Annotated in this window: 23 protein-coding genes and 1 pseudogene; 12 read left to right on the forward strand and 12 right to left on the reverse strand. The window is 60.1% G+C overall.

The genetic code is table 11. The features are described 5' to 3' along the window. Nucleotides 1-86: 86 nt before the first annotated feature. Nucleotides 87-1,076: an autoinducer 2 ABC transporter substrate-binding protein gene (locus AC0L16_RS00100; protein WP_292397206.1), complete on the reverse strand. Its 990-nt coding sequence runs from the start codon at nucleotides 1,074-1,076 to the stop codon at nucleotides 87-89. 210 nt (nucleotides 1,077-1,286) lie between these two features. On the opposite strand from AC0L16_RS00100, the gene AC0L16_RS00105 reads away from it, so the two are divergent. After that, nucleotides 1,287-2,345 (forward strand): LacI family DNA-binding transcriptional regulator, encoded by a 1,059-nt coding sequence (locus AC0L16_RS00105; RefSeq protein ID WP_473618367.1) that lies wholly within the window; start codon nucleotides 1,287-1,289, stop codon nucleotides 2,343-2,345. 138 nt (nucleotides 2,346-2,483) lie between these two features. On the opposite strand, the gene AC0L16_RS00110 is transcribed toward AC0L16_RS00105, so the two are convergent. Next, nucleotides 2,484-3,236 carry a hypothetical protein gene (locus AC0L16_RS00110; RefSeq protein WP_473618368.1) on the reverse strand — a complete coding sequence of 251 codons (753 nt, stop codon included), beginning with the start codon at nucleotides 3,234-3,236 and terminating at the stop codon, nucleotides 2,484-2,486. Nucleotides 3,237-3,634: 398 nt separating this feature from the next. On the opposite strand from AC0L16_RS00110, the gene AC0L16_RS00115 reads away from it, so the two are divergent. Beyond that, entirely contained in the window at nucleotides 3,635-5,110 is a 1,476-nt protein-coding gene (locus AC0L16_RS00115; protein WP_473618369.1) for an FAD-dependent oxidoreductase, read from the forward strand. Nucleotides 5,111-5,138: 28 nt separating this feature from the next. Here the strand turns inward: AC0L16_RS00115 and AC0L16_RS00120 are convergent, their stop codons facing one another. The 4 genes from AC0L16_RS00120 to AC0L16_RS00135 all read right to left on the reverse strand — a co-directional run bounded on the left by AC0L16_RS00120 (nucleotide 5,139) and on the right by AC0L16_RS00135 (nucleotide 7,938). Beyond that, nucleotides 5,139-5,603: a YbhB/YbcL family Raf kinase inhibitor-like protein gene (locus tag AC0L16_RS00120; RefSeq protein ID WP_473618370.1), complete on the reverse strand. Its 465-nt coding sequence runs from the start codon at nucleotides 5,601-5,603 to the stop codon at nucleotides 5,139-5,141. Between the two features lie 50 nt (nucleotides 5,604-5,653). Beyond that, nucleotides 5,654-6,091: a DUF2267 domain-containing protein gene (locus tag AC0L16_RS00125; protein ID WP_473618371.1), complete on the reverse strand. Its 438-nt coding sequence runs from the start codon at nucleotides 6,089-6,091 to the stop codon at nucleotides 5,654-5,656. A gap of 171 nt (nucleotides 6,092-6,262) precedes the next feature. Further along, nucleotides 6,263-7,669, reverse strand: a complete 1,407-nt coding sequence (locus tag AC0L16_RS00130) for a Do family serine endopeptidase (protein ID WP_473618372.1) — start codon at nucleotides 7,667-7,669, stop codon at nucleotides 6,263-6,265. Between the two features lie 62 nt (nucleotides 7,670-7,731). Beyond that, on the reverse strand, nucleotides 7,732-7,938 hold the full coding sequence (locus AC0L16_RS00135) for a sugar phosphorylase (RefSeq protein WP_473618373.1): 207 nt from the start codon (nucleotides 7,936-7,938) through the stop codon (nucleotides 7,732-7,734). A 168-nt stretch (nucleotides 7,939-8,106) separates the two neighbouring features. On the opposite strand from AC0L16_RS00135, the pseudogene AC0L16_RS00140 reads away from it, so the two are divergent. After that, a pseudogene (locus tag AC0L16_RS00140) lies at nucleotides 8,107-8,214 on the forward strand (DUF4396 domain-containing protein); the annotation flags it as partial. A gap of 115 nt (nucleotides 8,215-8,329) precedes the next feature. On the opposite strand, the gene AC0L16_RS00145 reads toward AC0L16_RS00140, so the two are convergent. Continuing rightward, on the reverse strand, nucleotides 8,330-8,761 hold the full coding sequence (locus AC0L16_RS00145; protein WP_287061255.1) for a hypothetical protein: 432 nt from the start codon (nucleotides 8,759-8,761) through the stop codon (nucleotides 8,330-8,332). Between the two features lie 171 nt (nucleotides 8,762-8,932). Here AC0L16_RS00145 and AC0L16_RS00150 point away from each other — a divergent pair, with 171 nt between their 5' ends. The 4 genes from AC0L16_RS00150 to AC0L16_RS00165 all read left to right on the forward strand — a co-directional run bounded on the left by AC0L16_RS00150 (nucleotide 8,933) and on the right by AC0L16_RS00165 (nucleotide 11,376). Continuing rightward, on the forward strand, nucleotides 8,933-9,115 hold the full coding sequence (locus tag AC0L16_RS00150; RefSeq protein ID WP_292481750.1) for a hypothetical protein: 183 nt from the start codon (nucleotides 8,933-8,935) through the stop codon (nucleotides 9,113-9,115). An 8-nt stretch (nucleotides 9,116-9,123) separates the two neighbouring features. Beyond that, entirely contained in the window at nucleotides 9,124-9,345 is a 222-nt protein-coding gene (locus tag AC0L16_RS00155) for a hypothetical protein (RefSeq protein WP_254021342.1), read from the forward strand. Nucleotides 9,346-9,630: 285 nt separating this feature from the next. Beyond that, nucleotides 9,631-9,795, forward strand: a complete 165-nt coding sequence (locus AC0L16_RS00160) for a DUF3309 family protein (RefSeq protein ID WP_023799553.1) — start codon at nucleotides 9,631-9,633, stop codon at nucleotides 9,793-9,795. Between the two features lie 174 nt (nucleotides 9,796-9,969). After that, nucleotides 9,970-11,376 carry a PAS domain S-box protein gene (locus AC0L16_RS00165; RefSeq protein WP_473618374.1) on the forward strand — a complete coding sequence of 469 codons (1,407 nt, stop codon included), beginning with the start codon at nucleotides 9,970-9,972 and terminating at the stop codon, nucleotides 11,374-11,376. A 166-nt stretch (nucleotides 11,377-11,542) separates the two neighbouring features. Here AC0L16_RS00165 and AC0L16_RS00170 read toward each other — a convergent pair whose 3' ends face one another. Then, nucleotides 11,543-11,923, reverse strand: a complete 381-nt coding sequence (locus AC0L16_RS00170) for a hypothetical protein (protein ID WP_473618375.1) — start codon at nucleotides 11,921-11,923, stop codon at nucleotides 11,543-11,545. Nucleotides 11,924-12,126: 203 nt separating this feature from the next. Between AC0L16_RS00170 and AC0L16_RS00175 the strand changes: the two genes are divergently transcribed. Together AC0L16_RS00175 and AC0L16_RS00180 are read left to right on the forward strand one after the other, a co-directional pair. Further along, nucleotides 12,127-12,363, forward strand: a complete 237-nt coding sequence (locus AC0L16_RS00175) for a hypothetical protein (RefSeq protein ID WP_077381104.1) — start codon at nucleotides 12,127-12,129, stop codon at nucleotides 12,361-12,363. 169 nt (nucleotides 12,364-12,532) lie between these two features. Then, nucleotides 12,533-12,949: an HD domain-containing protein gene (locus AC0L16_RS00180; protein WP_473618376.1), complete on the forward strand. Its 417-nt coding sequence runs from the start codon at nucleotides 12,533-12,535 to the stop codon at nucleotides 12,947-12,949. A gap of 56 nt (nucleotides 12,950-13,005) precedes the next feature. On the opposite strand, the gene AC0L16_RS00185 is transcribed toward AC0L16_RS00180, so the two are convergent. Then, a complete protein-coding gene (locus AC0L16_RS00185) occupies nucleotides 13,006-13,416 on the reverse strand; it encodes a DUF427 domain-containing protein (protein ID WP_473618377.1) in 411 nt (136 codons plus the stop codon). Nucleotides 13,417-13,707: 291 nt separating this feature from the next. Between AC0L16_RS00185 and AC0L16_RS00190 the strand changes: the two genes are divergently transcribed. Next, nucleotides 13,708-14,145, forward strand: coding sequence for a CBS domain-containing protein (locus AC0L16_RS00190; RefSeq protein ID WP_473618378.1), 438 nt, complete (start codon nucleotides 13,708-13,710; stop codon nucleotides 14,143-14,145). Between the two features lie 428 nt (nucleotides 14,146-14,573). After that, complete coding sequence (locus tag AC0L16_RS00195) at nucleotides 14,574-15,704, forward strand: site-2 protease family protein (protein ID WP_473618379.1); 1,131 nt, start codon at nucleotides 14,574-14,576, stop codon at nucleotides 15,702-15,704. A 238-nt stretch (nucleotides 15,705-15,942) separates the two neighbouring features. On the opposite strand, the gene AC0L16_RS00200 is transcribed toward AC0L16_RS00195, so the two are convergent. Then, on the reverse strand, nucleotides 15,943-16,599 hold the full coding sequence (locus AC0L16_RS00200) for a TerC family protein (protein WP_077381109.1): 657 nt from the start codon (nucleotides 16,597-16,599) through the stop codon (nucleotides 15,943-15,945). Between the two features lie 396 nt (nucleotides 16,600-16,995). On the opposite strand from AC0L16_RS00200, the gene AC0L16_RS00205 reads away from it, so the two are divergent. Next, nucleotides 16,996-18,105 (forward strand): calcium:cation antiporter, encoded by a 1,110-nt coding sequence (locus AC0L16_RS00205; RefSeq protein ID WP_473618380.1) that lies wholly within the window; start codon nucleotides 16,996-16,998, stop codon nucleotides 18,103-18,105. A gap of 30 nt (nucleotides 18,106-18,135) precedes the next feature. On the opposite strand, the gene AC0L16_RS00210 is transcribed toward AC0L16_RS00205, so the two are convergent. Together AC0L16_RS00210 and AC0L16_RS00215 are read right to left on the reverse strand one after the other, a co-directional pair. Continuing rightward, the gene (locus AC0L16_RS00210) at nucleotides 18,136-18,591 is read right to left on the reverse strand and encodes an NUDIX hydrolase (protein ID WP_473618381.1); all 456 of its coding nucleotides are present in this window, start codon (nucleotides 18,589-18,591) and stop codon (nucleotides 18,136-18,138) included. A 94-nt stretch (nucleotides 18,592-18,685) separates the two neighbouring features. Beyond that, nucleotides 18,686-19,852, reverse strand: coding sequence for a glycosyltransferase family 4 protein (locus AC0L16_RS00215; protein WP_473618755.1), 1,167 nt, complete (start codon nucleotides 19,850-19,852; stop codon nucleotides 18,686-18,688). Between the last annotated feature and the right edge of the window lie 117 nt (nucleotides 19,853-19,969).

Here is a 19,969-nt window from a genome sequence, read left to right on the forward strand (position 1 = left end):
CGAGTTGAAACCCTGGATCCAATCGCGTTTGCAATCCTGCAGCCGGACCGGCTCGACGCCGGCCCGGCTGCCATTAGCTTGAGGCCTTACAGGCCCATCGCCGCGAGATCGTCGACAGTGTCCTTGTTGATTGGGACGAGTTGATCGACGATGATGTTACGGTTTTCGAAGTCCGGCTTGACTGTCCCTAGCCCTTCGATCGTATCGCCGTCCTTGATCTCGTTGCCCTTCATGAGATGGTCAGCCAGCGTGACGAAAACCTCGCCCGCCTGCTTCGGATTCCACATGAAGCCGCCGGAGATCGCGTCGCTTTTGATGAGCTTCCGGCCTTGGCCTGGCGAGAATGGTCCGAGCACGAAAATTTCGCCCACCTTCCGGCGCTCTTCGATTGCGCGGCCAGCGCCGATCGGGCCTTGGCTGCCGAAGGCGAGGAAGCCTTTCAAGCCTGGATTTGCGGAAATCAGGTCAAGCGCAGTGCTGCGACTCTTGTCTACGTCCTCGGCGACGCCATAACGTTCGCCGACAAGCTTCATGTCGGGATGGTTCTTCTTCAGATATTCGATTGCCGCATCGGCCCAGGCATTGTGCAGCGGCACCGTCAGCGAGCCGACGAAGACTGCATACTCACCCTTGCCGCCCATCTTGTCCGCCAATAGCTTGGCGTGAGCCTCGCCGAAGCCGGTCGCGGATGCGAGTTCGAAATCCCAGTCGGCGCCCTTCTGGCCAGGCGATTCATGCGTGATGACGATGATGCCGGCGTCCTTGGCCTTCTGCAGCACTGGTTCAAGCACTTTCGCATCATTCGGCACGACGCCGATGACCTTGACGCCCTGCGCGATCAGATCCTCGATGGCGCGAACTTGCAGTGCTGGATCAGCGCTGGTCGGGCCGACCATGAATGCGTCGATCCCGAGCTTCTGGCCGCGCTCCTTGATACCCGCCTCCATTGCGTTGAACCACGGAATGCCGCCGATCTTGACGACAACGCCGACCTTGCCGGCTTGCTGTGCCAGCGCAGCGAATGATCCGCCAATCATAAGGGTCGCGGCAAGCGCCGCGATCATGAGCTTTTTCATCTGTACTCCTCCCATAACGTTCCTAGTGGGAACACACTCGAGCCGTCGAACGACGGCGGCCGTTAGAAACCTCCCCGAAGAGACGGGGCACTTCCCCATCGATCATCCACCGGTTTTCGCTTGCACAATCGATGGTGCAGAAACTATTGTGCATCGAGAAGCTCTCGTCAAGCGGGTTATTGCTCTAAATAGACGCGCCGGAGGCGCCAGATGGATCAGCGGGTCAAAAGGAAGGCGACGATCTATGACCTGTCCGTGCTGTCGGGCAGTTCGCCGTCGACCGTGAGTGCCGTGCTGAACGGCACTTGGCGCAAGCGCCGCATCAAGGAAAGTACGGCGCAAACAATTCTCGGCCTCGCCGAACTCCACCAGTACACCACGAATCTGCAAGCGCGAGGCTTGCGCCGCTCGCGATCGGGCCTGGTCGGCCTGATGCTGCCCGTCCACGACAATCGCTACTTCTCCTCCATGGCGCAGACTTTTGAGGGGCATGTGCGCAGCCGCGGACAATGCCCGGTCGTGGTTAGCGCCAGCCGCGACCCGGAAGAGGAACGGCGGACCGCGGAGACGCTGATCTCCTATTCAATCGACCAGCTCTTCATCGTCGGCGCCACCGATCCCGATGGCGTGCACGAGGTCTGCGAACTGGCGGGGCTGAGGCATATCAACATCGACCTGCCGGGAGCGAAGGCGCATTCGGTGATCAGCGACAATTATCAGGGCGCGCGGATGCTGACGGAAGCAATCATCCGCCACTTCGGCAACGACGATCCTCTGCGGCCGGACGAGTTGTTTCTGTTTGGCGGCCGCAACGACCACGCCAGCCGCGAACGCATCGCCGCTTTCCATGCGACCAAGAAGGCGCTGCTGGGCGCCGACCCTGACGATGGTGTGCAGTCCTCCGGGTATTCGCCTGATATAACTTTGCGTGCCTTCGAGGCGTTTTACCAATGCCGTGGCAAGCTGCCGCGCGCGCTGTTCATCAATTCATCGATCAATATGGAAGGTCTGCTGCGTTTCATGGCGGGCCGGCCAGCGGAAATGTTCAGCGAACTCGTCGTCGGTTGCTACGACTATGACCCCTTCGGCTCCTTCCTGTCCTTCCCCGTAATCATGGTGCGGCAGAATGTTGAGGCGATGATCACGAAGGCATTCGAGCTGATCGATGAACCGCCGACGGCACCGCAGACCTTCCTGATTGCGCCAGAGTTGATTCAGCCCAGGTCTGCATTGAAAGGGCCGCTGGATACGCTGAAGGATATAGAATGAGGGTGACACGGCGCTATAGGGCGATCCCGCCTTGAGATTTTCGATGGTTCATCGTGCCGACCCTCACGCGAGTGTCGCCGTCCTGAACCAACAGGGTGGGTGCGTAGGCGCCTGTAAAAAAGGCTACAGCACCGAGCGTTAGAAGCGATAACGGATTCCAAGAGCGTTCGCATTGGAACCCTCTGTCATATTCCCAAACGTACCATCGGCGCCGGATCTATGGTGGAGTTGGTAGACGAGTTCGACGTTGGGAGCTTGCCTCACTCTGAACGAAAGCTCCGCACCAACGAAGCCGAGGAATGATGCATCGCCATCGTGGCGGATTTCGCGTTCGCGCTCGATCTCGGTAGGGCCGGTAACGGCGCTGAATCCAGCTGTCAGTGCGGGCGCAATCGCCAAATCACCAATGACAAGGCCGTGGTGGCGCAGTCGCGCTCCCGCCCAAAGTTCGCCAGTCGTATCATCGTCCTCGCCAAATCTTATGGCCGCGCCGGCGACGCCACCAAGAACGAAGCCAGCGCCGATATCGACGAAATCGCGACCGTATGCAGCTCCGATTATATAGTTGTCCGTGTAGTCGGCACCCAAAACATTGATCGCGTCCCCGAAGGCCCCGCGCGTAAAGACGCCACCGAAGACATAGACATCATTCTTGGTCGGCAAACCGTCTGCGAAAGGGTCTTGGGTCGCAAAATAGATGAAGGGAGAATTGTCATCGGCGAGTCCAGAACTGACTGAAATGGCCAAGATCACCGCAGCCAGAGCCACTTGCAGTCCACGCATAGACAAGCTCCGAATCAATCCATTTCCATGGTTGGCAATTGCACTGGGAAAAAACAAGGTACGAATTGTTTTATCGCCAAAATACTGGATGCGGGTGGCTCGAACCATTCTTTAGGCTTTGCCGGGCGCGCGCAGGTGATCTTCGCCGCAGGCCGTAACGGCGCAGTCTTCGGCCGCGGGCCGACAGTAATGGCATCAGCCTATACCAACAACGCTCGCCGTCCTGACAGCCATGGGCTTTCAATTGGCACCCAAACACGATGCAGCAGCCTGATTTATACATAATTCTGATAGCGACGCGCCGCCCTGCGCGGCTGCGCGTTCAGGACTCACCAAGCAAATGGGCCTCAGCTGCAAACCCAAGGCAGCGGAACTGGTAAAGCGGACGCGACGAAAAGCAGCCTGGTCACGATAAGAACACGATTGAAGACGGTAAATCCGGAACGTTTTCGCGGCGGCGCGGGTTGTCGATGGAGATGCATCGAAACGCATGGGACGCCGGAGAAATGGGCATTCTTGCGGGAAAACCGGGAAGCTGTTGGGTGGCGGCGGCCACCGCTACGGACTATCCACCGCTAAAAGGCTCGATCCATGCCGATGCCGTTGTCGTGGGCGCCGGGATTGTCGGGCTGACGACCGCGCTTCGCCTTTGCGAGGCCGGTCGGTCGGTGATCGTTATCGAAGGCCTGCGGACAGGCGGCCAGGTGACCGGCCGCTCGACGGCCAAGATCACGACGCAGCACGCGCTCATCTATCGCCATCTCATCGACACTTTTGGGCGGGACCCGGCGCAGACCTATGCCGATGCGAATTCCGCCGGCGCCGTCCAGATCCGGGAATGGGTTCGCAACTACGCCATTCCCTGCGATCTCGAGAACAAGGATGCCTATAGCTACACCTGCGATGCAAGCCAGCGCGCGGAGATCGTGGCCGAGGCAGAAGCCGCGCGCCAGGTTGGGCTGGACGCCGATGTCCTGGAGCGCGCGCCGCTGCCTTTCGAAACGGCCGCCGCTCTGCGTTTTTCCGACCAGGCGCAGTTCAATCCGGCGATGTATCTGGTTGGCCTGGCTCAAGCGGTGACGGCCCGTGGCGGACGGATTTTCGAAAACAGCCGCGCGATCTCGATCGGCGAGGCAAGCCGCTGGCGCGTCGTCACTGACAGCGGTACCGTTCACGCCGAGCATGTGGTCGTCGCCACCAACATGACGGTGAAGAGCCCCGTCGGCATGGCGAACCGCACCCAGCCGCGCTGCCACACTGCCATGGCGTTTCGGATCGATGACCCTCTTGCCGTCGACGGCATGTTCATCGGCATCGACGATCCGACGCATTCCATCCGCACCGGCCGTGACGCCGAAGGCCCGCTGCTTGTCGCACTCGGCCCCAAGTTCGACACGGGCCAGGACGGCGATGTGGCAAAACGGTTTGTCGAACTGGAACAATGGGCAAGAATGAGCCTTCCAGTTGGGGACGTTGCGTGGCGCTGGTGTAATGAGGACTATGATACCGCCGATAGGGTTCCGTATGCCGGCGAGCCCGATGCGGACAAAGCCTCCGGGTTTCATATCGCCACGGGATTCAACGCCTGGGGCATCACCAATGGAACGGCCGCAGGCACGATGATCGCGGATCTGATCTGCGCGCGGCCGAGCCCATGGCAAAAGCTCTATGATCCGGCGCGGTCTTATCCCGAGGACTTTCACAAGAATGGCCGCAGCCAATCGATTGTCTCAAGCCTCGACGACATCGTGCCCGGCATGGGCGGTGTGATTGTCAGGGGTGACGAAAAGATCGCGGCGTGGCGAGACTCTGAAGGGGTGCTCCACCCGGTTTCGGCGACATGCACCCACAAGGGTTGCACCGTGACCTGGAACAACGCGGACAACACCTGGGATTGTCCTTGCCATGGCTCGATTTTCGCCGCCGACGGTTCGGTCATCCATGGCCCGGCTCGAAAACCGCTTGCCCCGGCCGCGCTGTAAAAAAGGCGGCGACTGACACGGCCCGATGTTACCGTGCGCAGGTTCCAACCAACTCGGTCTGCTCCAGCGCATGCTTCTGGGCTTCCTTCCAGACAGACTGCACGCCCGCCTGCCCCGGCACACTGAGGCTCGGCACGTCGAGCGCGGCCAGCCGGAAATGATAGTGGTGGACGCCATGTCCCACCGGTGGCTGCGGGCCATCGTAATAGGCATTGCCGAAATCGTTGGTGCCTTGCCTGAGTGCCGACGGGCCTGGCTTGCCGTCTTGCGCCTCGGCGAGCTCGCCGGCATCGGGCGGGATATTGAACACCGCCCAGTGCCCGAAAATCCCGCTCGGTGCGTCGGGATCCTGCACGACAAGAACAAAGCTCTTGGTACCGTCCGGAACACCGGACCATTTCAGCGGTGGTGAGACGTTCTCGCCGTCGCGGGTATATCTTTCAGGGATTTTCCCGCCCGCCGGGAACGCCGGGCTGATAAGGGTGAGTGGCATTTCCATCTCCCCAATAAGAAGCGCTACAGCCAGCTATATCTGGCGCTATTTCACGCCGCTTGCTGAGTTTCCGCGACGCGCCTGATTTCTGCCGGCAAGGAATCCCAAACCTTGATCATCTGCCCCCCTCCCACATGGTGAGCGAGCACCTTGGATACGACCCTGAATGCATCCTTGGAATCGACTGGTCGGGTGAGTTCCAGCTCCGCCTTGATTTTGGCCAGGAACTCGTCGAGCGACCGCAACTTCTCGGGAGTCTTGGAGGGCTGATATTGGTCGTAATAGGCGCCGCGCACGAGGATCGGCAGCTGCGAGCCGAGGTGGGCGGCAAGATCCGGCTGCATGCGGTCTCGCAAGGCGTGGAGCACCGCTCCAAGCACATGCCATGCGACCTGCCGATCCGGTCCGATCTCGGTCATGATCTCGTCGAGCCAGATGTTTGTTGTCTGCAGCGTCTTGTCGAATACGTCGAGTCCGGTGGCGCTCATCGAAGCCTCCTTTCAACAGGTTGAATGACTCATTTGGACGAAACGGCCTTGTTCGGCTGTTTGTTCCCGTCTCTAAAAGGCACCAAAGGCACCTCTCGCGAAAGCGTGTGATCTAATCGGCCAAGTTTACGCTCGCCAAGCTTTAACGCGTTTCCATCAAGAGTTGGCCCGTCAAGATTTGGCCGTGGCCACGGCAACGAAAAGTGATTGCCCTTGCCTGCTGATGCGGAACAATATCGGCTTGTTCTGCTGACGGGACTTCGCCCACTCCTCCTGGATGTCCGATGGCTGTGTCACATCCCGGTTGTTGGCCGAGACGATCACATCACCAGGCTGAAAGCCGTTTTCGGCGGCGAGGCTGTTTGGAGCCACTTCCTGGACGAACACGCCCGTAGTATCTGGCTGGAGTCCGAGCTGCTGGCGCGCCTCATCCGGTATTGGGCTGAGCGACAATCCAAGACGCGCGTCGGCCGTTTCCGACTTTGGAACGGCGCTGGTCTGTTGCTCCTCATCGTCGCGCTGTCCGATGGTCAGAGCTATTTCCTCTTGGCTGCCTCCGCGGTTCCGTGTCAGCGTCGTTTTTGTTCCGGGCTTTTGGCTCGCAGCCGCGAGCGTCAGATCATGGACGCTCTGGATGTCCTTGCCGTTAAAGCGTGTAATCACGTCTCCCGCCTGTATGCCTGCCTGTTCTGCCGGACCGCCGGGTTCGACCGAGGCGACCAGCGCTCCCTTGCTGCCTTGTATTCCAAGCGCCTCGGCAATCGACGGCGTGACCTCCTGGAGACGCACCCCGATGAAACCGCGCTCGATCCGGCCAGTGCGGATCAACTGGTCGACGACATTCCGGGCGGTGCGGGATGGCACCGCAAAGCCAATCCCTATGCTGCCACCTGTGGGAGATACGATGGCCGTATTGACGCCGATCACTTCGCCGCGCGCATTGAACAGGGGGCCGCCGGAATTGCCGCGATTGATTGAGGCGTCGGTCTGGAGAAAGTCGTCGTAGGGACCGGCATTGATGTCGCGCGAACGGGCCGAAAGCACGCCGACGGTAACGGTCCCGCCGAGCCCGAACGGACTGCCGATCGCGATCGTCCATGCGCCGGGTTGCACTGCATCGGAGTCACCCCAGGCGGTCGTTGTCATATTGGGCCGTGGCTCGATCTTCAGCACCGCGAGGTCGGTCGCCGGATCGCGGCCAACGAGCTGCGCAGGCAACGTCTCCTTGTCGGAGAATACGACATGAATTTCGCTTGCATCGGCAACGACATGGTTGTTGGTGACGATGTGCCCATCGGCGTTGATCACAAAGCCTGAGCCAAGCGCCTCTCGCACCTGCGGTTGCGCCGGCCCGAGGCCGGGACTGCCGAACGGACTGAGAAAGTCACCCAGCGTCGCCTGGTCCTGGATGATCTGTTTGGTCGTTATGGCGACCACGGCCGGAATTTTCTCGCGCACGATTGCCGTGAAGTCGTTCGGGATCTCCTGGGCTGCGAGCGGAGCAAGGCCGCCGGCCGAGAGCATCAGGGTTCCGGCGATCAGGCCGGCGCAAAGTCGTTGGTTCAATACCGAAAACATGGTCTGCGACTCCTCCAGCGTTCAGTGATCAGCATGCGACCGCTCCGGCATTATTCAGCGGTTCACCAGCAGATTACGACAACCCTGTCGTTGCCGTTGGCGAGTTCGACAGCATCGGTGCCGTCCGGTTTGCGGCTTTCAATCCGGGCGCCTTCTACTGTTTCTATGCCGGCAATGTTGGCCGCAAAGGCCTCGTCGATCTCAGCGGCACAGACCAGGGTATCCGGGCGCAGATCCTTCACTTGGTTCATCAACTCGCGAAGCCTCATGGCGAACCTCCTGGCGCAGACCGGATTCTTTCAGCCGCACATTCCAACCATGTCTCTCAAGAAAGGTTCCCCGACGATATCTGCGGCATCTGCGGCATGTCACAGGGACGAGATTCCGCCAACGATGCATCTGTGGTGGCATGGATCATGGGCGCGGGCCGTGTTCGCATGAAGTCGAGCTTCATCCTGGTCACCCTCCAGATGGGCTCCGCTCAAACTGTGCTCGCCGACAATGAGCCCCGACCGGGCGAGCATGAGGTCTTCACCCGGCCGCTCTGAAAGCACGGCATCGGCTCCACGATCCACTGCGTTGCCGGCGATGCCACCAGCCTTTGGCGGCCAGCCGCTAACGAGAACGATCAAGACCTGTCGTCACCGTTCTGGGCTGGCTTCAATGCACAAGCCTTGCCCTCAGCCAAGCCAAAAGTCTGTTCCCGGTAATTGTCCGGCGGACTCTGGCGGCAGCCCATCGCGCTTGCATCGTAGCACCCACGTGGCAGTGACAGACGATGTTGTGCAACTGCCAGTCACTCAGCTCGAAGAAGCGCTTTGCCTCACCGTAAGTATCATCTTTCAGACCCATGGCGCGCAGCACCGGATCCTCATAGGCAACGGTGATCGGCGACCCCGCGCCACGCGCTACGTCACGAGCTTCAGGACTGAGATATTCGGTGCCTGAAAGGGCCCCGAGGCAACGCCGTGGATTTTGTTCGAGAAGCTCTGCCCAACGCTCGATCCGCTGCGCCCGAGTCATGGTCGGGTATGTCGCCGAGGGCTCGACTTTCGCAACTGTCTGCAGTTGGTCGAGTGTTTGGTGTTTCATAGTCGGCTCCTTTCAATAGGTCGAAGCGCCCACGCCCTGACAAAAGATTATTGCGCTGCGACGCGCCGGCAAGGCCGGAATTGCCAATGTTTAGGAGTTTGCCCCTCGCCCGGTTCGCATCAGGAACCTTCCCGGGGGCCTGCTTGTTTTGGCTAGTGAAAGGAGAACGTCATGAGCACAAAACCACCACCCGTTCCGGCAGAGAACCAGAGCCCTAAGGGTCCCGGCGACAAGAAGTCGGTTCCTGTCGACCAAACGCAGCACAGCCATTCCGCCCCAAATCCCGACAAACAGGGCCAGCAGGGCAACACGAGGGTCAATACGACCCATCAAGGCCACCAGCAGGACCGTTAGGTGATTTCATGTCCACGTCGAAGAAGACCCGCGCCAGCATCCGCCATGGCGGTCCTGGCGCATCGCACGAAAATGCCAAGGAGCCGCTGGTGATAGAAAAGCCGCCCGCCGATTCCGATCTGCGCAGCCGCAGCAAGATCTCAGGCGGCGGAGGCGAACGAGACAGCCACCATACTCATGACCCGGAAAAGAAGGGCGGCGGCACCCGACCGGCACACAAAGGAAGGTAGAGTGGCTGTGGCCTTTTTTGGACCGCCGCCGCAACGTCGGACCGCGTCAGGCATTTTTGCTGTGATCGCCGTTCCTCCAGGCGGTCCGAGGCTGAGAAAGCCTGTGGCCCGCGGGCTCCCAGCCGGCGGGCTTTCTCCTCAGCCTACCGGCTTTTCCCGCTAGGCGAGCCACACGACACTACTTCTGGTGGAACAGGAAGCCCCTCCGGGAGTTCCTACCGTCATCAACCGGCGCATGGACGTGCCCTTTGTTTGGCGCGGCAGCGCGAGAATGGGAGAACCACCATGAGCCTTGGAACCATACTCATCATCATTTTGATTCTGATCTTGCTTGGCGGGTTCAGCGGCCTGGGTGGCGGGCCGTTCTACGGCACCGGTTATTATGGCGGTGGCGGGCTTGGTCTCGTGCTGCTGATCGTGATTATCCTGGTTCTTCTCGGGCGCATTTAGTGCCCGCACGACCAGGCGGATAAACTTCAGCTTTGATCCGGTGTCGCTCCAGGGCCTCGTCCGGGAATGTCGCCGCGGCTGCGGACAAGGGGCGCACGTGATCGTCTCGACGGAACCGAAATCGCTCAAGGACATTATGTCCGCTGCAGAAATCCACGAGAATGGCGCTCACACGTGAACTTCGTTGAACAAGCCGATATCGGCCTCGGAGTTCCGGGGATTGCGACTGCCGAACTAATGCAGGCACTGCCGGTCGCCGTGTACACCGTGGACGAACGGGGGCGCATCACCTTCTTCAACGAAGCCGCAGCTGAGCTCTGGGGCCATCGTCCTGTAATCGGTCGGGACCTATGGTGCGGCTCGTGGAAGCTTCGTCATCTGGACGGTCGGGATATGGCGCATGGCGAGTGTCCGATGGCCGTGGCGCTGCGCGAAGGACGGGATGTCTCCTGGGACCAGGCGATTGCGGAGCGGCCGGACGGCGAACTCGTCCCGTTCAGGGCTCACCCACGCCTGCTTCGCGACGAAGCGGGCAATGTTGTCGGTGCCATCAACACGCTGCTCGACCTGCGCACGCAGACGCTGGGCGATGAAGCTCGCATGCGTCTTGCCGCCATTGTCGAGTCGTCGATGGACGCCATCGTCTCGAAGGACATGAATGGCATCATCACCAGTTGGAACGACGCTGCAGAACGCCTGTTCGGCTACACGCCTGCCGAGGCGATCGGCCGGCCGGTGACGATGCTCATTCCGCCCGATCGTCTCGACGAGGAAGTCTCGATCATCAGCCGGATCCGCGCCGGCGAACGCGTCCCCTCCTATGAGACGATGCGCCTGCGCAAGGACGGCACGCTCGTTTCGGTTTCGCTGACCGTCTCGCCGATCCGCGACGGGATCGGGCGGGTCGTCGGCGCCTCCAAGATCGCCCGCGACATCAGTTCCCACAAGGAGAACGAACGGCGCATCCGACTGCTCATGCGCGAGGTCAACCATCGGGTGAAGAACCAGTATTCGGTCATCATCTCGATGATCCGTGAGACAAGCAAGCTGACGAGCACACCTGAGGCTTTCCTCGGGCAAGTTCGAGAGCGCATCATGGCGCTTTCGGAATCCCATGATCTCCTGGTCAATGCCGAATGGCGCGGCGCGACGGTCGGCGAGCTCATCCAGGCACAGCTCAAGGCCTTCGCAGCGCAGTCCCGCGTGTCGATGGCCGGGCCAATGGTGGTGCTGCAGCCGAACGCCGTCCAATATCTCGGCATAGCCTTTCACGAACTCGCCACCAATTCGGCAAAACATGGAGCGCTGTCGTGCAACGGCGGACGCGTCGAGATCGATTGGCACGTGGTCCCTGCGGGCGACGGCGCTGAGACCTTTCGACTGGTCTGGCGTGAGCTGGACGGGCCAATCCTGGACGCTGTCAGGGGGCGCGGTTTCGGACTGGTCGTGCTCGAGCGAGTGGCGCCGCAGGCTCTCAGCGGCAGTGGGCGGCTGGAGTTCCACGCCCGAGGCATCACCTGGACGCTCGAGGCGCCGCTGCATTTCGTCCAGACATCACTGGCCGAAATCGCGGCCGATTGAAGGAATTTCGCCGCGCTCGTGAAGCTGAGCCCTTCCCCGCGACCGACTGTGTTCGGCCTGACCTAAAGCGCGTCGCGTTTGGCCGACCTCATGCGACGCGCTTTAGGTTGTTGTTTTTACGCATGTCGTTATCGCAAAACCGCTGCACACTTTTGCGCGACATGCATTATTGCGCTTGGTCCGGCGGGCGAAAATAAGGCGAAACAGCCCTGTCCTCCAGAACGTCGACGTCGCCTCTTCCAGAATCGCAGCCAACTGGGTGCCGATGGACGTTACCTGTTTCAAATACGGTCAGGCTGTCGAATTCCATGGCCGCCCCGTAGAACTGGGCGGCTTGCAGCACCAGGCATTCGACGTCTTCAAGCGCAACGTTTTCTGCGAGGTTTCGCAGCCGCACAGCCTCGGCCACCGCAGTGACATTGAGTATCCCCTTACCCCGGGCGGCCGCCCAAACCTGGAGGTTGACGTCTTGACACAAATGAGCGGAGTAACCGAAGCGCATGGAAAACCCCCTTTTCAGGAGCGGTTTGTCCCTCGTGATCAGCATGTGCCCTATCGATCCGAATAGCAAGCCGAATTAGTTAAATTACCCACACAATCAATGATTTAGCATATGACAAAGACCGCATAATCGACGCCTTGCCGTACCTGTCAGCCTTTCACGCCAATGACTAATGAACCGGTCTTGACGACTGGTTAGGTGTTTCCTACTTCTTAGATAAATACTAACTTTGAGCGGTGGAGGCTGAAATGGCCGAGCTGGAAAGACCCGAACGACTGCAGATCATGCTAACGTCCGACGAGTTGGCTGCTTTGGAAAACTGGCGCTTCGAAAGGCGCATGCCAAGCCGGTCGGCGGCCGTGAGAGAGTTGCTGCGGCGCGGTCTCCATGCCGACGGATTTTTGACGGCAGCACAAGGTGCCAAGTCGCAGGATTTTGGAATTCTGCCCAATTCCGACATTGTCGATGGAGTGTCTAGCGACTAGAGCGGTAAGCTATAAGGTTGCCTCGCGGCGCTAGAGACGCTTCGGCAACAGCGTGCGGAGCCTTGCCCATTCTGTGGAACTTCAGGCAATCGTCGTGCGTTTGGTGAGCATGTTGTGGACCGGAACAAGGCCGGTTGCATCATCACACAGGCCAGCAAGGATCAAGGCAGTGAGCTTCCTTTACCGCGCGGCAAAAATCGCCGAGCAAGCTCATTCGGGGCAGACGGACAAGACCGGACGGCCCTATATCGAGCATTGCCGCCGGGTCGTTGATGCCGTCGAAACGCTCGACCAGAAGGCCGTTGCCTACCTCCACGACGTTCTTGAGAAAAGCGACGATTGGGATCGCGAGCGGCTCGAGGCGGCTGGTTTCGGAACATCCATCGTATCGGCAGTCGATGCGATGACACGCAGGCCGGACGAGGACGACCTCGATTTCGTGCGCAGGGCAGCAGCCAACCCATTGGCGCTGCCGGTCAAGCGCGCCGATCTTACCGACAACCTATGGCAGGCACAGCAGATTGGCGCGTCGACATCGAAATATGAAGACGGATTGCGGATCCTCGACGAAGAATTCTCCGAATGACGAAAGGATTGTCGCCTGTGGCGTGATCGGCCGATGTGGGACCTTCATGCGAGGCTCTATTCGGGGATGTGAGGCGTATGTCGCTTGTCCTCGGCAGGATCGGCATCGATCCGCGCCTTGTTGGGATCGAAGGCGCCATGACGGGCGATGGCCAATGCCGGCGTGTCGGGCGTCTCGTAGGCCCACATGAAGTCGTCAGCCGCTCCGCCGACCGCGTGGACCCGCCAGTAACTGGCCGTGCCCTTCAGCGGGGATTGGGTTGTGGTGTTCGTCTTCTCCAGAAGGTCGAAATAGATATCCTCGAACGGGATATAGAAGACGGGATCGTGCCCATCTTCATAGAGCACTTTTGCCCGCTCGGTCGAGGCAATGATCGCGTCGGAGAACCTGACCGTCACGGTTCCATCGAACGGGGTAATCGTCAGCGCGCCGGGGCGGCTGGTGGAATTTGCGCCTAAGGGCTGCATTCGACTTCTCCGTTGGCTGCCGATCTCCTGGAACGTCGTATCGCCCATCAGGGTTCCAACCGCGAGAGCCTCGTTGGAGCCGGCGGCATCGGGGAGCCTGCGACATCGGGTGGTTGCAGACATACCGCAAGATGCCGGCGACGCAGGCGTTCCCAGCCCACCCTGGCCCGGCAAAAACCCTGTGCGGGCTGTTCAAACCACATTCAAGGGAACGTTACCGCCGAAAACTTCGTTCATTGGTCACCAATGCCGTATCGGCGGGGGGGCTTCGCAAAATGAAGGGAGATTGCCATGAAAGTCGGCAACTGCATGACGAGAAATGTCCAGGTCGCTAACCCTGAACAGTCCATCCGCGAAGTAGCTGAGATCATGGGCAGGCTTGACGCCGGAGTGATGCCCGTGGGCGACCACGACCGGCTGGTCGGGATGATCACCGATCGGGATATCGCGATCCGCGGCGTAGCATTGGGTAACGGTCCTGACACGAAAGTGCGTGATGTCATGAGCCCGGAGGTCAAATATTGCTTCGATGATGAAGACGTCGAGCATGTGCTTGAAAACATGGGCGACCTGCAGGTGCGTCGGCTCCCGGTTCTGAACCGCGACAAGAGGCTCGTCGGCATCATCTCTCTTGGTGATCTCGCGACGAATGGCGAATCGGCAGAAGCGGGAGAGGCTTTAAGCGACATCTCGAAGCCGGGTGGCGAGCATTCGCAGACTGCCCACTGACTGACGCCGAGACATGTTAGTGCAAGGTCAACATCACTTGTTTCGCGGTGCGTCGGCCAATGCCGGCGCCCCGCCGGAACCTTCTGCATTGCGAGGTTCTTCGGCAAAGGTTCAGGAGCATCCATGACAACGATCCGAAGCACCGTGCCTTCCAGCGCCGAAAAAAGCGCGGCAGAGCGAAATCATCGTGCAGGCGCGGACGCGTCAGATCACGCGCCGAGACGTTCACGGGGATGTCGTGTCGTGATAAGCTCTTCTTGCGACGGGACCGCGCGCCACCGAGGCGGGCATCTCGCGGCCGCGCAGCCCTTAGTCGCCGACGATGAGCTTGAGCACCTGATGTTCTCGAACGTTTGCAAGCGTCCTGCCAAAGCCTGTTGCGAAGGTGGGGCCTCTTGCGAAGGTCGGGCCTCTCGGAGTGGACGGATTTGGGTTGGTCGCTGAACCTCGGGACGATCGCCGGCACCACCGTGCGCGTTCACTTTACCTTCCTGCTTCTGCTCGTCTGGATCTGGCTGACGCACTATCAGATCGGCGGCACGCCAGCGGCCTGGCAAGGCGTTGCCTTCATCATTGCGGTTTTTGCCTGCGTGGTCCTGCATGAGTTCGGCCACATCGCCGCCGCACGGTATTTCGGCATCAGCACGCCGGACATTACGCTTTTCCCGATCGGCGGCGTCGCCAGACTAGAACGCATGCCCGAAGAGCCAGGGCAGGAGTTCGTGATCGCGGTCGCGGGGCCGCTGGTCAATGTCGCGATCGCCGCGCTGATCTTCGTCCTGCTCGGCGGGTCGGCGGGCGTCGAACAGATGGCCGGGATCGAGGACCCGCGTATGAGTTTTCTCGCCAGGCTCGCCGGGGTCAATGTCTTCCTGGTCCTTTTCAATATGATCCCAGCCTTCCCGATGGATGGCGGCCGTATCCTGCGCGCCGCACTCGCCGCCCGCCTCTCGTGGTCGCGCGCGACCCAGATCGCAGCCACGATCGGGCAAGGATTGGCCTTCGTCTTCGGTTTCGTTGGGCTGTTCTACAATCCGCTGCTGATCTTCATCGGCATCTTCGTCTATCTCGCCGCGGCAGCGGAAGCGCAAAACGCACAGATCCGGGAGGTAGCCACAAGCGTCCTTGTGGCGGATGTGATGATCACCGAGTTCGCCCGGCTGGAACGGTCGGCGACGCTCGACCAGGCAATCGAGATGCTGCTCGCGACCACGCAGCACGAATTCCCTGTCATCGACTCCGCTGGCCGTCTTGAAGGATTGGTGACACGCAACGGCATGATCCGGACATTGAAGGAAAAGGGACCCGCCGCACCGGTCGCGAGCGCAATGCGACACGATATCCCGAAAATACATTACCGCAAAAGTCTCGAGGAAAGCCTGCGGCTGATGCAGCAGGCAGATGTGCCTGCTGTAGCCGTCGTGGACAATTCCGACCGGCTGGTCGGGCTTATGACACACGAAACCATAGGCGAGATGCTCATGATCCGCTCAGCCGTGTCGGATGCCTTCCGATTTGGTCGTTTGCGTGGGGCCAAGCCGCGATTCACACGGATCTGAGCACGAGGATCCTTTTCACCGCCCTACCGCCGAATCGAGCGAGCGCGCGCTCGTTAGGGAGCGAGCCAAGGTAGATCGTGCAGATATGGGCCATTAGCCTTGCCTAAAGAGCGTCGCATTTGAACGGATCCGCTGCGCGCCCTCGGGTCAAGGCCCGAGGGCATGCTTTGCGCGACATGCATTAGGGGCAGACATCGGCCGGAACGGCGTCGTTCCGGCCGCCCATCTTTTGCGCGTCTCACGCGCCCGGAACGTGAGGCAGAAGTTCAAGCGCACCTCGATAGATCATGTCGCCAGCTACGTAGAGGATGACCACCAGCCCGACATAGGCGATCCAGCGGTGCTTCTGAAGCAGATTGGCAATGAGGTTTGCAGCGATGCCCATCAGCGCGACGGAGAGGACAAGGCCGAAGATCAGCACGTTCGGATGTTCGCGCGCAGCACCGGCTACCGCCAGAACATTGTCGAGTGACATGGAGACGTCGGCGATGATGATCTGCCAGGTTGCCTGGGCCAGGGTCTTGCGCGGAGCCTTGCCAGCTACGATGCCATCGTAGTCGACGTCACTTTCCGAAAGCGCTTCGATCGCCTGTGTTTCCTGCGCATGGTTTTGCCGGAGTTCGCGCCACATCTTCCAGCATACCCACAGCAGCAATAGACCGCCGGCGAACAGCAGCCCGACGATCTGCAGGAGTTGCGTTGTCGCGGCCGCAAAACCGATGCGCAGAACGGCCGCTGCGATTATGCCAACGACGATTGCGTTTCTGCGCTGCTCTTTGGGTAGTCCGGCCGCGGCAAGGCCGATAACGATGGCATTGTCGCCGGCCAGCACCAGGTCGATCATGATGACCTGCAAGAGAGCGGTCATTGCTTCGGGACTGAAAAATTCTGTCATACGGCACCCTTGCGTTCAGCTAGGGGTGACGCGGCTTGCGAGCATACCGTAGAGCAACGCGGACACCGCGTATGACAAGAGAAATGCCGCTACAGCTGAAGAAAACTCAAAGCCAGGCCACCCGGATTGGAATTCCAGTCCGACATCGCAATCCTGATGGACTGCCAGAGGGGCCCGGCCTGGTAGCTCCTAGCTATTGCCCTAAGCGCAAAAACTCAAGGCTTAATTGTGATCCGCATATGCGGCATCGAGCTCGGCAAGTTTGGTTAAGCCAGGTCGACCGGCCACGCGGCCATTGAACGGGCCGGCAGCCGCAAGTAGACTGATACAGTGGGTTTCGGTCAATTTCTCTAATACCCGATCTGCGACCGTCGATCGCGATGAAGGAATTCCGTCTTGGCTGCTCATCGGCGACCGATCGGCCAATATCTGTTCCCAATCGGCTCCTTGGGCCTGGCCGCACTCATTCATTTCAGCGCCGCGTCGATCGAGCATTCGCCGCTCTCGGTCAAAATCCTGGCGTTGATCGTCGTCGCTATCTTTATCTTCGCGACCGTGTTTGTGGTTTTGCATCATGCAGAAGCCGTCGCACTGCGGCTGGGTGAACCATATGGCACGCTGCTGTTGACATTTTCGGTGACGGCCATCGAAGCATCGGTCATCGTTTCGATGATGCTGCACGGCGAGAACAACCCGACGCTGGCACGCGAATCCGTGTTTTCGACGGTCATGATCGTATGCGCTGGCGTCGTCGGGGTCTGCCTCACCCTGGGTGGGCTGAAGCATCGATATCAGGACATCAAACGACAGGGCACCAACGCCTCGCTTGCCGTCATTATGGCGCTGACGGTTCTTGCGCTGATCCTTCCAAACTACACTCATGCAACAAGCCCCGGTACGTTCTCCGCATCGCAGCTCGCTTTCGTGAGCGTTCTTTCAATTCTCCTCTATGGTGCCTTCGTCTTTGCCCAGATGGTGCGCCATCGGGGCGATTTTATCGAAGATCTGACGTCCAGCGCGGAACATGAGGCGCATGTGTCTGAGGGCGGGAAAGTGACCACCAGCGTGCTCCTTTTATTTGTCGGACTGGCAGGGATCGTTCTTCTGACCGAGCAGGTGGCCGGCAGCATCGAGAATGGGCTCGAGTTTCTTCAAGTTATCCAGGCGGACGCAATCGTGGGCTTCTTCGTCGCTGCGCTTGTGCTCATGCCGGAGGCGGTGTCGGCGGTTCGGGCAGCGCTCAATAACGAGCTTCAGCGAGGGCTGAATGTCGCCCTCGGCTCCGCCTGCGCCACAATCGGCCTGACAATCCCGGCAATCGGTGCGGCGAGCCTGCTCACAGGACGAAGCCTGACTCTCGGTCTGGGCCCAGGGGATACCGTGCTTCTCATCCTCGCGCTTGCCATCAGCATCGTGAGCTTTGGGACGGGCCGAACAACGATGCTGACGGGGCTCGTTCATCTCGTCGTGTTTGTCGCCTATCTGTTCCTTATCTTCGTGCCGTAGGAAGATGTCGGTCGGCCATTGGGTCGACCCTTAGACAGACACCACAAGCCGGTCGAGAAAAGGCCGCTGGCCGACAAGCAACTTTTCCCGGGCCATATCGAGGCCGAACCAGCCTGCGCGATCGATCTCTGGAAAGAACTGCATGCGGCCGCTGCGCGGCGGCCATTCCATCTCGAACATGTTGCTGCGCAGGCTGCTAGCGTCGAAATCGCCTTCGGCGCCGAACGCCGTAATGAGCTTGCCGCCGCGCTGACGTAGTTCTCCCAGCGGAAGCAGTGCTGCCTTGAGCTGCCAGCCGGTTTCCTCCACGAATTCGCGACGCGCCGCAGCTTCCGGCTGTTCGTCATCACCATACTCGCCCTTTGCAATCGACCATGCGCCAAGATCGCGGTTTTGCCAGAACGGCCCGCCCGGATGGACAAGCAGCACCTGCAGTTCGTTTGATGATCTGCGGTAAGGCAGGATGCCCGCACTTTTTTTCGCCATCGCATCATGCCTCCTGAATGCAGCTTATCATCGCAGGCAGGCTGAACGGGAGTGATGCGCCTGAATGGCAGATGCCGTTAGGCTCGAGATTATCTCAAATGATACTGGCCGCCGCCGCAAGTCGCTCATTCGGATCGCATTCGACTTCCCTAAGCGGTGGTGGCGGCACTTCTGGAAGTCCATCCACGCTGGCCATCAGCTCCAGATAGCGCTGAGCCGACGCGGCCCACTGAAATTGCGCCGCCCTTGCGCGACCGCGTGCGATCAAGCTGGTTCTGAGGCCTTCTTCGTGGACCAGGCGCATGAAACAATCAAACCATGCATTCTCATCGCAAGGTGATGCGTACAAAACCGCATCGCCGCCGATTTCGGGCAGGCTGGCACGGTCCGACATGACCACCGGACATCCCAGTGTCATGGCTTCGAGGGGCGGCAGTCCGAAACCCTCGACCAGGGAGGGGAACGCGAGGCATAGGCAATCGCGCAGAAGCGCGCCGAGTTCCGCGTCCGACCTTCTTCCCAGCCAAATGACGTTCGGCGACTTCTGGTCGCCGCTGCTGGCGAAAACGCGGGACGTCGACGCGCCCACGACAACAATCTGCAGCCCCGCCGCGGCAAGTCGGTCGTGCATGCCGATGATCAAGCCGACATTTTTGTGCGGGATAGAACTGCCCAGCACGACGATCGTACGAGGGCCGGCGACTGCCAGTGTTTGTTCTGAGTGGCAAGGAGCCCATCGCAACGCATGTTCATGCCCATTGCCTACTATTTCGACCTTTGCCGCCGGGCACACGCCATAGCGCGCCAGTTCACCCGCAGAGTATTTCGACACCGTCGTAATCTTATGCGTGGCCCGGCCCAAGGCAGGAACCAAGGTGCGGTAAAGAAGCCGAAATGGAAATGAATAGCTCTGCGGGCATGCCCGTGTATTGACGTCGTGAATGCATAGCACCTGCCGACGAACCGTCAGAGGGCCTGTATTGCAGAGGCTAAGCAGCCCGCCGCGAAAATAGGCCGGAAGCACAGCCTGTTCCCATAAATGCCCACCAAAGCTGCCGACAGTCCGGACACGGATCGCTGCCAAGGGCAATTTATCAAGCGTCCCCGGCGGGACCAGCAACTCGACCGTTAGATCCCGTGTCAAGGCAGCCTGGCCGACGATCAAGGCGTCCAGCGCCGAAACGATCTCGCGTGCGTACCGCTGAACTCCGGTGGTCGGCTGCGCGAGAAAACGGCCGTTGATCGTCCAATGTCGTGTCATCACAGGGTTTTTGGTCACCGGCGCCATGCCTCAGTTCCACGACTTTGGACGACCAGGACAGCAGGGTCATCCTGGCCTTTGTGACGTACCCGGTCGTTTGCCTCAGAAGCTTCCCGG

The organism is Mesorhizobium sp. WSM4848 (assembly GCF_055811375.1).

What these genes read in the sequence shown, in the direction of transcription:
- AC0L16_RS00100 (WP_292397206.1), bottom strand. Translation starts at nt 1,076, where the DNA reads ATGAAAAAGCTCATGATCGCGGCGCTTGCCGCGACCCTTATGATTGGC.
- AC0L16_RS00105 (WP_473618367.1), top strand. Translation starts at nt 1,287, where the DNA reads ATGGATCAGCGGGTCAAAAGGAAGGCGACGATCTATGACCTGTCCGTG.
- AC0L16_RS00110 (WP_473618368.1), bottom strand. Translation starts at nt 3,236, where the DNA reads ATGGTTCGAGCCACCCGCATCCAGTATTTTGGCGATAAAACAATTCGT.
- AC0L16_RS00115 (WP_473618369.1), top strand. Translation starts at nt 3,635, where the DNA reads ATGGGCATTCTTGCGGGAAAACCGGGAAGCTGTTGGGTGGCGGCGGCC.
- AC0L16_RS00120 (WP_473618370.1), bottom strand. Translation starts at nt 5,603, where the DNA reads ATGCCACTCACCCTTATCAGCCCGGCGTTCCCGGCGGGCGGGAAAATC.
- AC0L16_RS00125 (WP_473618371.1), bottom strand. Translation starts at nt 6,091, where the DNA reads ATGAGCGCCACCGGACTCGACGTATTCGACAAGACGCTGCAGACAACA.
- AC0L16_RS00130 (WP_473618372.1), bottom strand. Translation starts at nt 7,669, where the DNA reads ATGTTTTCGGTATTGAACCAACGACTTTGCGCCGGCCTGATCGCCGGA.
- AC0L16_RS00135 (WP_473618373.1), bottom strand. Translation starts at nt 7,938, where the DNA reads ATGAGGCTTCGCGAGTTGATGAACCAAGTGAAGGATCTGCGCCCGGAT.
- AC0L16_RS00145 (WP_287061255.1), bottom strand. Translation starts at nt 8,761, where the DNA reads ATGAAACACCAAACACTCGACCAACTGCAGACAGTTGCGAAAGTCGAG.
- AC0L16_RS00150 (WP_292481750.1), top strand. Translation starts at nt 8,933, where the DNA reads ATGAGCACAAAACCACCACCCGTTCCGGCAGAGAACCAGAGCCCTAAG.
- AC0L16_RS00155 (WP_254021342.1), top strand. Translation starts at nt 9,124, where the DNA reads ATGTCCACGTCGAAGAAGACCCGCGCCAGCATCCGCCATGGCGGTCCT.
- AC0L16_RS00160 (WP_023799553.1), top strand. Translation starts at nt 9,631, where the DNA reads ATGAGCCTTGGAACCATACTCATCATCATTTTGATTCTGATCTTGCTT.
- AC0L16_RS00170 (WP_473618375.1), bottom strand. Translation starts at nt 11,923, where the DNA reads ATGCTGATCACGAGGGACAAACCGCTCCTGAAAAGGGGGTTTTCCATG.
- AC0L16_RS00175 (WP_077381104.1), top strand. Translation starts at nt 12,127, where the DNA reads ATGGCCGAGCTGGAAAGACCCGAACGACTGCAGATCATGCTAACGTCC.
- AC0L16_RS00185 (WP_473618377.1), bottom strand. Translation starts at nt 13,416, where the DNA reads ATGCAGCCCTTAGGCGCAAATTCCACCAGCCGCCCCGGCGCGCTGACG.
- AC0L16_RS00190 (WP_473618378.1), top strand. Translation starts at nt 13,708, where the DNA reads ATGAAAGTCGGCAACTGCATGACGAGAAATGTCCAGGTCGCTAACCCT.
- AC0L16_RS00200 (WP_077381109.1), bottom strand. Translation starts at nt 16,599, where the DNA reads ATGACAGAATTTTTCAGTCCCGAAGCAATGACCGCTCTCTTGCAGGTC.
- AC0L16_RS00210 (WP_473618381.1), bottom strand. Translation starts at nt 18,591, where the DNA reads ATGGCGAAAAAAAGTGCGGGCATCCTGCCTTACCGCAGATCATCAAAC.
- AC0L16_RS00215 (WP_473618755.1), bottom strand. Translation starts at nt 19,852, where the DNA reads ATGACACGACATTGGACGATCAACGGCCGTTTTCTCGCGCAGCCGACC.